We start from the raw sequence: 11,791 nt of genomic DNA, 5'->3' as shown, positions 1-11,791 counted from the left end.
AGGACTCCCTAACCGCTCACAGGCGCGTAGCGCCCAAAATCTCCGCCGCCAGGGCATCGTTATGCCGGAAGAACCCTGCATTGGTACGGGGACGAGGGAAAGCCGCCGACCAGTTGTGGCCTGCAACCCACGGCCCTGCGGCGAAGCGGCGAGGATGAGCAGTGTTGTCCTGAAGAAGAATTCGTGACGTGCCGTCGACCGCGAGCTTCGCCGAACTGTCGGCGGTGGCACGTAGTTCGACTGCCTCGCCCCGACGGTGAAGCGTCCGCAGGAGCAAGTCACCGCTCGCGCTGATGGACGCAACCGGCAAGCGTGCTTCGACGAGGGTGTTCGCGGCCACGATGTCGGTGTGCGACGCACTGCGCGCGACAAAGATCCCAGCCCCCGTTGCCGGGTCGATCTCGGTGGAGAACACCGAATCCGGCCCGAGGAACTGGACGATGCCCGCCTCGTTGAGGGCGATCAACTGTTCCAGTCGCTCGGGTGGCGGACCACTGGCGATGAAGCTGAAGAACGAATGAAGCCAACCCTCGACGTCCTTGGCGACGGATTCGGCCGGGATTCTGCCGCGCCGCAACAATTCTCCGACGGTCATGTACGTCGACAGCAGCGCTGAGAAGACAGCCGCGTCGGCGCTGAAATACGGGTCCGACCTCCGCGCGACATCTGCCGAGATGTATTCGGTGATCCGGGATTGGACCTCGGCAAGCCCGTCGTAGCGCTCACCGCCGAGTGGGCGGTTCAGCCGCTCGAGATCGATACGGTCTTCCGGCTTCGGGACTGCGTTCTCGACCAGTTCATGCAATCGAGGCGATCCCCAGGCCAGCGAGGCGAATTCGGCGTCGAACTCCTCCCAGGTGCCCACTGTCCGATCCGGGTGAGATGCGAACAGCTCGTGATAGTGGGCGCCTGCCAGTTCTTTCGACGCCAAGGGCCAGATGTCGTTTCGGAAATCCAACGGTCCGTCGCCGGGAACGAGATCAGCGGTGAAGAACCGCGGTAGCGGTGGCCGTGCGTCAGCGATCGAGTACGAAATCTTGGAGTGATACGGCACTCCGCGACGAGATCCGGCATACAACAGGGGTTCCCGACCCGAGGGAGCGTAAGTGAGGATGCCGTCTTCACCGCGTTCGAAGATGCCGCCACGGCTCTCGGCGAGGAGAACCATCCAGTCGACGAAAGCCAGCCCGAGTCCGGCGATCAGAACCGGTTCGCCTTCGGGAATGACATCGGCGTCGAGGTCGGCAGTGTAGCCCGGACCCACATACGTCAACCCGTGATCGGACGCGAAGCTGGTCAGCGCGGTTTCACGTGGGGCAGGCAACGCATCGGGGTGCCCTTGTGCGAGAAGGACGGTCGTCGCGTCGATGACAGCTCCGTCGTCCAGATGAACCGTCTGTGTCTCGCCGACGTTCACGATGTCGACCACGGATCGTCGATGAACTCGAACGTCGACGTGCGCTGGCGCGGAGTCGACTGCAGTCTCGAACACCCAGTTCAGGTATCGGCTCTGCAGTGACCTCGATGCAAACGACGACGGGGTGATCGTCGGAACTTCTGCTGCGATTTCTGGGAATTCGGCAAGCTCAGCCGAGCGCTCGGCGACCCATTCCGCGAGGGTCGGACCCGGCAGCACCGGGCCGATCACGGCGGTGGTCTCGTCGGTGAACATCGTGACGTCCGCTGTTGTCGAATTCATCCACAGAAGCGGCGCCTGGCTGCCTCGCCAAATACGGCCGGCGCCTGCCGGATACGGGTCGACAACGTGAATGTCGATCGGTGTGGGATCGGCGTTCACCGATTCGTGAGCGAGGATCCGCTCGAGTACGCCGGTCCCGCGGGGTCCACCACCCACGATCACGATGACAGCTGCTGTCCCCACTGAGGTACGGGGTCGATCGCCTGGCACGAGTCCTCCATCGGACCTGGCAGAAAGCACCCGCACCTCAGCAGAGGGGGTTGCTGCGACGTCACGGAGCCAGGACTCTCGATCGCTCTGGATGGTTAGTCCAGCTTATCTTCGGAGAATCGTGAGGCAAGGAATTCCGGACATCAGATCAGCGTGAATCAAACAGTTGTCAATCACTATCTTTCGGTTTGCGTTGCAGGCAGGATCCGAGCGTGAACATCCCCGAAGCCGATTCGTGATCCGCCGGCGCCGGGAGCGGTGGCTGAGATGGCGATGGTGTCGCCGTCTTCGAGAAAGGTACGGGTCTCGGAGCCCACAGCTACGGGTTCCTTGCCGCCCCACGTCAGCTCGATGAAGGCGCCGCGCTGATCTTTGTCCGGTCCGGAAATGGTTCCGGACGCGAAGAGATCGCCGGTACTCGCTGCTGCGCCGTTGATGGTGGTGTGCGCGAGCATCTGCGCAGGCGACCAGTACATCTGGGCGTAGGGCGGCCGGGAGACGACGTGACCGTTCCATTCGACGGCCAGGTCGATGTCCAGCCCCCACTTCTCTTCACCACGCAGATAGGAAAGCGGTTCGGGATCCTGCACCGGAGTGTCGATTCGGGCTGCTTCGAGAGCGAGCAAGGGTACGACCCACGGTGAGATGGAGGTCGCGAAACTCTTCCCCAGGTTCGGACCGAGGGGCACGTACTCCCACGCCTGGATGTCTCGGGCAGACCAGTCGTTCACGACGACGGCGCCGAAGACGTACTCGGCAAATTCGTCCGGGGTGATGGAATCGCCCATCTTCGAGGGAGTTCCGACGATGAACCCCATCTCGGCTTCGATGTCGAGGCGCCGGGACGGTCCGAAGTCCGGGCTTTCCTGATCGGGTGCCTTCCGCTGTCCGCAGGGACGAACGATGTCGGTGCCGGAGACGACGACGGTGCTCGAGCGCCCGTGGTATCCGACGGGAAGATGCTTCCAGTTCGGCATCAAGGGGGCTGCGTCCGGGCGGAACAACCGCCCGAGGTTGGTTGCGTGATTCTCCGAGGCGTAGAAGTCGACGTAATCGGCCACTGCGATCGGCAAATGCATTGTCACCGAATCAACGGAAAACACTGCATTCGAGTCTATTTCGCTAGTCACGAGCTCCGTGATCCGGTTTCGCACCGATACCCACTGATCTCGTCCCTGAGCCATGAACGCGTTCAGAGTCGGTTCGGAGAAGACGGAATCACCTAGTGTCGCTGCGAGATCGACCACCGATTCGGCGACGCGCACACCGACACGCGGTAACCCTCCCGCGGGGGAGAAGACCCCGTACGGCAGATTGTCGAGACCGAACAGTGAGTCGGCGGGAATGTCGATGGTCGTGACAGTCATACGAGAGTTCCTTCGGTTTTGTCGGAGCGGACGATCAACCCGAGGCCTTCCAGCTCGGTCAGAGGGTCCGAGATGCTGCAGGTACCGAACGAGAGGAATCGGCGACGCACCTCGCCGGCCTCGTCCTCGGTGAGGTCGGCCAGGGCTTGCGCGATCGATTTTCCATCGCGCTGAGACAGTGCAGCAACAATTTCCGAACGATCGGCGCCCCGCCTCGCCGCGTCGACGGCCACCATGATGTTGAGGAAGCCGTGTTGCTCGAAGCCTGTTTCCGGATCGGTGTTGCGCACACCGTGGTGCAGTCCCGCAGTCGCCTTGAACGGGATATTCGCTCGGACAACGGATATCACCGCATCGGCGAGCTCTTCCTCGTTCGGGTACGCCTCGGCGACAATCCCGCCGGTGCGAAACTTTGCGGAATGCCCGGCAGTTTCGAGAGCTGTGAGATAGCCCGCGCGCCGATCACCTCGAGGCACCTCGACAAAAATGTCGACGTCGGGATGAGCGGCATGGACACGAGAGAGTTCCTCGAAGGCCGCATCGGCGTGCAACCCGTCAGGAATTCCCACCTCGACGGCGGCGACGTGAACACCAGGGATGACGAGCGCGTTCGAGAGTGCGGCCGCCGTATCGGATGGGCCGGCCGGCACGGTCAGGCTCAGCGTCACCGGGCTGTCCGCTGAAACGTACGCAGCCAGTTCGCCCAGTCGCGGCGCGGGAAAAACGAAAGGCCCGACCAGTGCGTCGTAATCCGCCTGCAGGTAGGCGACGTGGGCCGGAATTGCCTCGGCGAGAGGAGCATTGCCGGGTGGGAAGAGTGCTGCGTCGTCGCACAGGCCACGCAGGAGTGGGGAGATGATCGTCATTGCCGAGGCCCCCGCCCTGCCCAACTCCAGGCGTACGCTTCGTCCTCGCAGGCCAGGGCTCCCTCACCCAATTCGAGGGGCCGGAACGTATCGACCATCACGGCGAGCTCGTCGAAGAACTCGGCGCCGATGCTCCGCTCGTAGGCGCCGGGTTGTGGTCCGTGGGCGTGGCCGCCGGGATGAATCGATATCGAACCCTGTCCGATGCCGGAACCCTTGCGCGCCTCGTAGTCACCGCCGCAGTAGAACATGATCTCGTCCGAGTCGACGTTCGAGTGGTAGTACGGCACCGGGATCGACAGGGGGTGGTAGTCGACCTTGCGCGGAACGAAGTTGCAGATCACGAAGTTGTTCCCCTCGAACGCCTGGTGCGCCGGCGGCGGTTGGTGAACACGGCCCGTGATCGGCTCGTAGTCGGAGATGTTGAAGGTGTACGGGTACAGGCAGCCGTCCCAGCCGACGACATCGAAAGGGTGCGTGGGATAAACCATTCGGGTGCCGACGATGCCCGCCGACGTTCGGTGCTTGACCAGTACCTCGACGTCGGTTCCTTCGGCGATCATGGGCGCGATCGGTCCGTGCAGGTCTCGTTCACAGAACGGTGCGTTCTCGAGCAGCTGGCCGAAGCGGGAAAGATAGCGCTTGGGCGGGACGATGTGACTGTTCGCCTCGATGGCGTAGGCACGAAGTGGCTTGTCACCCTTGGGGATCCATCGATGCGTTGTGGACATCGGGATCAGGACGTAGTCACCCTCACTGGCCTCGAGTGCACCGAAGACGGTCTCGACGGTCGCCTCGCCAGATTCGATGTAGACCATCTCGTCGCCGATTGCGTTGCGATACAGGGGAGATGGCGCTGCCGCAACGACGTAGGACAATCGCACGTCGGCATTTCCGAGGATGAGACGACGGCCGGTTACCACGTCGGTCTCGTTCCAGGTGCTTTCGGGAAACAGCGTGTGGAGTTTCAGATGGCGAGGTTTGAGGGGATGGTTGGGGGTTGTGCTCTGATCGCGCAGTTCCCAGACCGTTGCGTCGACGATGGCCGACGGGATCTCGCGGTGGTACAGCAACGAAGAATCCGAGGAGAAACCTTCCTCTCCCATCAGTTCTTCGTAGTAGAGGTTGCCGGACTCGTCACGGTGTTTGGTGTGACGCTTCGGTGGGATGTTGCCGAGTTGTCGATAGAACGCCATGACGGGACTCCTTCTGTGCTGTTCTGCCTGGCTCACCTCCACCAGATAGTAAACACATTAACTAAAATGATGTGATGAGCGCAACCCTCCAAGGGGGTTGGGGTCTATGTCAGTTACGTCCGCGTACGTCGAACTGGCTGCGGTTGGTGATCAGTTTGTCCAGGAGCATGACAAGAATTCGCTGTTCGGCCTCGCTCAGGACGCTTACCCAGGCGTGTTCGCGTTCGTTCTGCTCGCGAAAGGCTTCGACCATGGCTTCTCGGCCCTTGTCGGTCAGGTACAGCTGGACGGAACGGCCGTCGTTCTCGGTGGGCCGACGATCGATCAATCCGTCTGCCAGCAGCGACTTGGACAGATTGGAGACCGCTGCCCTACTCATGCCGGTGAGCTCGGCGGCAGCCTTCGGCTCGATCGGACCGGCCAGCCAGGTGACGAACAACAGCCTGAAGGAGGACCATGACCAGCCGCGAGGGCGGTGGATCGACGACTCGAGATCGTAGGTGACCACGTTGGAAGCCCGATTGAGTGTCAGTAGTACCTCGGTGGCCAGCTGGTCGCGAAAGCCGTGTTCGGTGGCCAGTCGCTTGTTGGCCAGTTCGATGAACGACCAGAAGTTCAGCACGCCGACGGTTGGCTGGTCATCGGTTGTCCGGTCAGTCATGGACTAACCCTAGCGCGATCTGCAGTTGATTAATCCGTGTATTAGATATCGGGGTTACGATGAAACTTCGCAACCCGGCACTGCGGTCAGGATTCTGAACTATCGTGACGCGCGTGACTGCGCGCAGCGACGAGTTTCCCTTGGACGTCGACCTCATGTCGGTGGGGCAACTCGAGCGGAGAGGACGACTGACCGCGGCGGTGGTCGAGATGCTGGCCGAGATGCCGTCGGATCGAATCCAGATGAAAGACGTCTCGGAGCGTTCAGGCGTCGCACTCGGAACGCTGTATCGCTACTTTCCGACCAAACAGCAACTTCTGGCTGCGGCGATGACGGCGTGGAGCGGTCTCGAATCGGTCCGTCGTCCTGAGAAGTTGCGGGCAGACGGTGGCGAGAACAACGCGTACGAGCGGGTTCTGGCACTTCATCGCCGCGAGATGAAGGCATTCGAGCGTAGGCCCTACTTCGCTCGGTTGGAGATCGAACTCCATTCGTCCTCGGATCAGTTCGTGATCGAGTCGTTGGATCTGCGCGCAGCGGCACATCGGAGAATGCTGTTCGAGTTGATGGACGGCGTCCCGGCCGAGACGGCGAGGGTTGCGGCCGTGGCAATAGGCGGCACGATGTTGACGGCCCTTGCGCTGTGGACCAGTGGCCGGATCGGATTCGCAGAGGCCCAGCGGAACGTCGAAGACGTCATCGGACTGATAATTCGCTGAACGGTTGCAACCTAGAATTCAGTTCTTGTTTCTGCTGTCATGAACGCGAATTATCGCTTCGGCTTCGTGAAAACGAAGACGCAGGACGAGACCTTACCTAGAATTCACTTACAAATATGTCGGGTGTCCGATCCAGGGATCGACGTATCCGTGAACTGTGAAAGTGAGTCGCAATGAAGCGCTCGTACCGAGTCCGCGCTCGAATCTGGATGGTTGTCCTGGCGTCGGCGACGCTGGTGGTGACGGGGTGCGCCGGTAGCAGCCAGGGTACGACCACGGATGCATCGGACGTGACGGTCGGAGTTGTCGGTGACCAGAACAACGGGGGAGAGCCGCGATCGGGTGGCACCGTGTCGTTTGCCACCTACAACGGGATCAGCAGTCTCGATCCGGCTGACCGTCAGGACGGCGGCGCTACCGGTGGTAGCGAAATGGCAGCCATCTACGACCTTCTCATGCGCTTCGATACGGCGGCGGGCGAATACGTCCCCCACTTGGCGCAGTCCTTGTCGGCCAACGGCGACAACACGGTGTGGACACTGAAATTGCGCGACGGCGTCACCTTCAGCGACGGCACTCCGATGGACAGTGCGGCAGTCCTGTGGAGCATCGATCACTATCTGCAGAAGAAGGGAACTCACGCGCTGGTATGGAAGACCGCTGTGCGCGAGACGAATTCACCGGATCCGAGTACGGTCGTCTTTGCATTGGCGCAGCCGTGGGACGAGTTCCCGATCATGTTCACCACCGGTCCCGGCATGATCGTCGCGCCCTCGTCGATGGCTACCGGCACGTTCACCCCGATCGGGGCAGGCCCGTTCACCGTCGAGAAGTTCGCCTCCCAGGATGAATTGGTGCTCGCTGCTCGTCCGACGTACTGGGACGGGGCGCCGTACCTCGAGAAGTTGCGCTTTCCCGCAATCGTCAACGAGAAGAGCAAACTGGAAGGATTGCACACCGACGGAATCCAGGTTGCCTATCTGAAGTCTCCCGACTTCATTCACGAGGCTTTCGAAGCCGGTGATCCCGGATTTGTGTACTCGGCCAGCATGGCCGGAGTTCTGGCAATCAATCAGCGCGACGATCGGGCAGCGAAGGACGAGCGCGTGCGTAAGGCGATTGTCGCTGCGGTGGACCCGAATACGTTCAACGAGCGAGTTCAGGGCGGCTTCGGCGAACCCGGCACCGACATGTTCGCGTCGTGGTCGCAGTGGCACGGATCGGTGGCCGGGAACGGCTTCGACCCCGAGGCGGCCAAGAAGTATCTCGCCGAGGCGAAGGCGGACGGTTACGACGGAAAACTGACGTACGTCGGGATGAACGATCCGGCGACGCAGCGCAGCGCACTGACGTTTCAGTCGCTCTTGCAGGCAGTGGGTTTCACGGTCGACATCACCTACGCAACCAGCATCAACGATCTGATTTCCATGCTGTACGCAAAGCATGACTACGACGTGTCCTACTTCGCGTTCAACGTGCTGGAAGAGTCACCGTTCGTGCGTATGTACGGCAACCTGTTCAGCGAATCGCCGTCGAACATCCTCGGTTACAAGAACGCTCGGATGGACGAGTTGCTCGGCAAGCTGCAAACAGCGTCTGGCGAGGATGAGCGGCGAGCCGTCATCGACGATATTCAAACCGTGGTCAACGAGACGGCGCCGATGGCCGTGGTCAACTCCGGCAAGGTTTTCATCCCGTGGCGCGAGAACGTGCACGGAGTGATGCCGAGTGCGGACGGGATTCTGCTCTTCGGCAACACGTGGTTGAGCTGACCCCCGTGCGCCTTTTTGGTAGTGCCCACTACCAAAAAGGCGCACAGGGGCTTTGTCCCTATAGCTCCGCTCGTACCAACTTCGCGGCTTCGACGAGGTTACGCAGTGACGCCTCGACCTCGACGGAACCGCGGGTCTTCAAACCGCAGTCCGGGTTGACCCACAACCGCTCGACAGGAACAGCTTTGAGTGCCTCACGCAGGGATTCGGCAATCTCGTCGACGCTCGGCACCCGCGGCGAGTGGATGTCGTAGACACCCGGCCCGACGCCGAGGTCGAACCCGACCGAACTGAGATCGTCGAGGACCTCCATGTGTGAGCGCGCCGCCTCGATGGACGTGACGTCCGCGTCGAGGCCGGCGATGGCGCCGATCACCGCTCCGAACTCGGAGTAGCACAGGTGCGTGTGGATCGCGGTGGAATCCGCGACGCCCGAGGTAGCCAACCGGAAGGCGCCGACCGACCAGTCCAGGTAGGCGCGCTGATCCTCGGCACGCAGTGGGAGTAGTTCTCGTAGAGCGGGTTCGTCAACCTGGATGATTCCGATTCCGGCGGCCTGCAGGTCGACGGTCTCGTCTCGAATGGCCAGTGCGACTTGATTTGCCGAGTCGGCGAGGGGTTGGTCGTCGCGGACGAACGACCAGGCCAGAATGGTGACGGGTCCGGTGAGCATGCCCTTGACCGGCTTGTCGGTCAGGGACTGCGCGTACGTGATCCAGTCGACGGTCATCTGCTTCGGGCGGGAGACGTCGCCGTACAGAATCGGCGGACGCACGCAGCGGGTGCCGTACGACTGGACCCAACCGTTGGCGGTGGCGAAGAATCCGTCCAACTGCTCCGCGAAGTACTGGACCATGTCGTTGCGTTCCGGCTCACCGTGAACAAGAACGTCCAGGTCCAGCTTTTCCTGGAGCGCAACAACTTCGGCAATTTCGGCGCGCATACGGTTGACGTACTCGGCTTCGTCGATCTCGCCCTTGCGCAGTGCTGCGCGAGCGATGCGGATCTTCGAGGTTTGCGGGTACGAACCGATGGTCGTCGTGGGCAGCGGCGGCAGAGAAAGCAGTTCGTCCTGGGCAGCGCGACGTTCGGCGGCGGGCGCGCGACCGGTCGCCGAGTTCAGCACGGCGGCCAGGCGTCCCCGAACACTCGCATCATTGAGTCTGCGATCGTCCTTGCGGGTCGACGCGGCCGCTCGTGCCAGAGCGAACTCGTCCTCCACCGACTCTCGGCCCTGTGTGAGAGCGGTTGCGAGAGTTACTACTTCCTTGACCTTCTCGGTGCCGAACGCGAGCCACGAGCGCAGGGCCTTGTCGACATCGGCTTCTGCGTCGAGAGTGTACGGAACGTGCAGCAGGGAGCACGATGTGGAGACGGCAAGAGTATCCACGCTGCCCAACAGAGCACCCAACGTGCTCAGTGCCGAATCCAGATCCGACCGCCAGATGTTTCGTCCGTCGACCACACCGGCGACGACCAGTTTGCGGGCGAGTTCGGGGACGGAGCCGATCGAATCCTGACCGGCCACCAGGTCGACGGCAAATCCTTCGACGCCGGTGGACGCAAGCGCGGGCAGCGCCTCACGCAGCGAACCGAAGTACGACGCCAACAGGATCGACGGCCGCTCGGACAGCGCTGAAAGCTGTTCGTACGCAGCGCGTGCCGCTTCGATTTCCTCGTCGGTGCGATCGCCCACGAGGGCCGGTTCGTCGAGCTGAACCCAGCTCGCACCGGCCTTCGCGAGCTGACCGAGTAGATCCGCGTAGAGGGGGAGTAGTTCTTCGAGTCGCGAGAGCAGCGGCTCGTCAGTGCCGACAGCCTTCGAGAGCAGCAGGAAGGTGACCGGTCCGATGACGACCGGGCGGGCTGCAATGCCGTCGGAAAGTGCTTCTGCCAGTTCGGACAAGACCTTGGACGGGTCGAGTGCGAACGTGGTGGACGGCGAGATCTCCGGCACCAGGTAGTGGTAGTTGGTGTCGAACCACTTCGTCATTTCGAGCGGCGCGATGGTGTCCGTCCCACGGGCAGCGGCAAAGTAGCGGTCCAACGGATCGGCGACCGACGCGACGCGGTCGGGCAGCGCGCCGAGAAGAACTGCGGTGTCGAGCATCTGGTCGTAGAAGGAGAAGGTATTGACCGGGACGGAGTCGAGGCCCAGGTCACGGAGGTCGGCCAAGCCCTGCCGACGGAGGTCACGGGCGACAGCCTGCAGGGCGTCGGCGTCGATGCGCCCTGCCCAGTAGCTTTCGGTTGCCCGCTTGAGTTCTCGATGAGGACCGATGCGCGGTGAGCCCAGCACGGTCGAAGTGAATGTTGTTGTCACGGAGTTTCTCCAGATTGCCAATGCACTGATGGCCACTGCCGGCAGACGGGTACACCTCACGAGACCCCGAGTTTCAGCGGGCAGCACTGCCCGCACCGCACACGAGGTCCGATGGAGATCTACACGCCCATTCCACGAGGCGGTGGACCGTCGGGCACGGCGTGCCCGACACAGTCGGCAGGTCTTCGGACTCGCGGGCACTCGATCGAGTTGGATCGAACCTACTGGCCGTCGCTTCCCAGGCGGATGCCCAGTGCACATGAACGGCGGTCGTTCCTGCTTACCGCTGCGGGACAGTCCCGGATTTTCACCGGGTTCCCTCTCACCCCGACAGCTTGCGCTGACGGAGCTTCGACGCCGGGACCGGTCTTCGGGGCTCCTCATGACCGTGCCGGGCGAACCAGCTGCATCGACCAGCATAAGGCCAACCCTCCCTGAGCAGTCAAGGAGAGTCGGCGAAGGGCGCTATGCGCGTGACATGTAGGAATTCGAGTCCGGTGGTACGCGCGGAAGATTTTCGGAGGAACGTAGATTCTCCGCCATTTCGACAAGCAGATCCTGTGAAGACGGTGAGAGGTCGACGACACGGGAGGTGAGGTTCCGCAGGCGCACGTTGTGCAGCTGTTCGAGGAGGGAGAGGTCTGCCTCGCCACCTGAGATCGCGGGCGGAGTGTGATCGGACGGGGCGTAGAAGTAGTCCGGATGGACGTTGAAGAAGTGGGCGAGGGCGGCAACCACTTCGGGTGACGGATTGGTTCGGACGCCGGTGCGCAGTTGCGACAGGTACGGCGTGGAGATACGGCAGCCGAACTCGGTCATGCCGCGAACGACCATCGCGTTGGTGACGTGAAAGTCGGCAGTCTCGAACAGCGAGTTCAAGCGATCGTTGAACTGGTTCGACATGAGACGTCCCTTCCCCCGCTACGCACAGGCTCCGTCGATTCAATTAACTGCATCATAGCCAGGTATCGAACGATT

Annotated in this window: 9 protein-coding genes and 2 riboswitches; of the genes, 2 read left to right on the top strand and 7 right to left on the bottom strand. The window is 62.1% G+C overall.

The annotated features are described in order from the left end of the window. Window positions 1-16: 16 nt before the first annotated feature. The 5 genes from AC1Q6C_RS03315 to AC1Q6C_RS03295 form a co-directional block, all read right to left on the bottom strand. A complete protein-coding gene (locus tag AC1Q6C_RS03315; RefSeq protein ID WP_238704709.1) occupies window positions 17-1,909 on the bottom strand; it encodes an FAD/NAD(P)-binding protein in 1,893 nt (630 codons plus the stop codon). A gap of 4 nt (window positions 1,910-1,913) precedes the next feature. After that, window positions 1,914-2,007, bottom strand: a riboswitch (SAM riboswitch). A gap of 78 nt (window positions 2,008-2,085) precedes the next feature. Beyond that, window positions 2,086-3,276 (bottom strand): fumarylacetoacetase, encoded by a 1,191-nt coding sequence (gene fahA / locus AC1Q6C_RS03310; RefSeq protein WP_030535302.1) that lies wholly within the window; start codon window positions 3,274-3,276, stop codon window positions 2,086-2,088. Then, the gene (locus AC1Q6C_RS03305) at window positions 3,273-4,142 is read right to left on the bottom strand and encodes a hypothetical protein (RefSeq protein ID WP_492666372.1); all 870 of its coding nucleotides are present in this window, start codon (window positions 4,140-4,142) and stop codon (window positions 3,273-3,275) included. The genes fahA and AC1Q6C_RS03305 overlap by 4 nt, the downstream gene beginning before the upstream one ends. Continuing rightward, window positions 4,139-5,338, bottom strand: a complete 1,200-nt coding sequence (locus tag AC1Q6C_RS03300; protein WP_492666371.1) for a homogentisate 1,2-dioxygenase — start codon at window positions 5,336-5,338, stop codon at window positions 4,139-4,141. Before AC1Q6C_RS03300 ends, AC1Q6C_RS03305 begins: the two co-directional genes overlap by 4 nt. A gap of 109 nt (window positions 5,339-5,447) precedes the next feature. Then, window positions 5,448-5,999 carry a MarR family winged helix-turn-helix transcriptional regulator gene (locus AC1Q6C_RS03295; protein WP_003939926.1) on the bottom strand — a complete coding sequence of 184 codons (552 nt, stop codon included), beginning with the start codon at window positions 5,997-5,999 and terminating at the stop codon, window positions 5,448-5,450. 104 nt (window positions 6,000-6,103) lie between these two features. Here AC1Q6C_RS03295 and AC1Q6C_RS03290 point away from each other — a divergent pair, with 104 nt between their 5' ends. Both AC1Q6C_RS03290 and AC1Q6C_RS03285 read left to right on the top strand, forming a co-directional pair. Next, entirely contained in the window at window positions 6,104-6,718 is a 615-nt protein-coding gene (locus AC1Q6C_RS03290) for a TetR/AcrR family transcriptional regulator (protein WP_492666370.1), read from the top strand. A 173-nt stretch (window positions 6,719-6,891) separates the two neighbouring features. After that, window positions 6,892-8,490: an ABC transporter substrate-binding protein gene (locus tag AC1Q6C_RS03285; protein WP_125051877.1), complete on the top strand. Its 1,599-nt coding sequence runs from the start codon at window positions 6,892-6,894 to the stop codon at window positions 8,488-8,490. Between the two features lie 58 nt (window positions 8,491-8,548). On the opposite strand, the gene metE is transcribed toward AC1Q6C_RS03285, so the two are convergent. After that, window positions 8,549-10,813: a 5-methyltetrahydropteroyltriglutamate--homocysteine S-methyltransferase gene (gene metE / locus AC1Q6C_RS03280; RefSeq protein ID WP_269611379.1), complete on the bottom strand. Its 2,265-nt coding sequence runs from the start codon at window positions 10,811-10,813 to the stop codon at window positions 8,549-8,551. Window positions 10,814-10,972: 159 nt separating this feature from the next. After that, a riboswitch (cobalamin riboswitch) is annotated at window positions 10,973-11,197 on the bottom strand. An 81-nt stretch (window positions 11,198-11,278) separates the two neighbouring features. Beyond that, window positions 11,279-11,716: a helix-turn-helix domain-containing protein gene (locus AC1Q6C_RS03275; protein ID WP_030535308.1), complete on the bottom strand. Its 438-nt coding sequence runs from the start codon at window positions 11,714-11,716 to the stop codon at window positions 11,279-11,281. Between the last annotated feature and the right edge of the window lie 75 nt (window positions 11,717-11,791).

Source organism: Rhodococcus sp. MT28, assembly GCF_058792695.1.
This window is presented reverse-complemented; position numbering and strand designations above follow the sequence as displayed.

What these genes read in the sequence shown, in the direction of transcription:
- AC1Q6C_RS03285 (WP_125051877.1), top strand. Translation starts at nt 6,892, where the DNA reads ATGAAGCGCTCGTACCGAGTCCGCGCTCGAATCTGGATGGTTGTCCTG.
- AC1Q6C_RS03275 (WP_030535308.1), bottom strand. Translation starts at nt 11,716, where the DNA reads ATGTCGAACCAGTTCAACGATCGCTTGAACTCGCTGTTCGAGACTGCC.
- AC1Q6C_RS03300 (WP_492666371.1), bottom strand. Translation starts at nt 5,338, where the DNA reads ATGGCGTTCTATCGACAACTCGGCAACATCCCACCGAAGCGTCACACC.
- AC1Q6C_RS03295 (WP_003939926.1), bottom strand. Translation starts at nt 5,999, where the DNA reads ATGACTGACCGGACAACCGATGACCAGCCAACCGTCGGCGTGCTGAAC.
- AC1Q6C_RS03305 (WP_492666372.1), bottom strand. Translation starts at nt 4,142, where the DNA reads ATGACGATCATCTCCCCACTCCTGCGTGGCCTGTGCGACGACGCAGCA.
- fahA (WP_030535302.1), bottom strand. Translation starts at nt 3,276, where the DNA reads ATGACTGTCACGACCATCGACATTCCCGCCGACTCACTGTTCGGTCTC.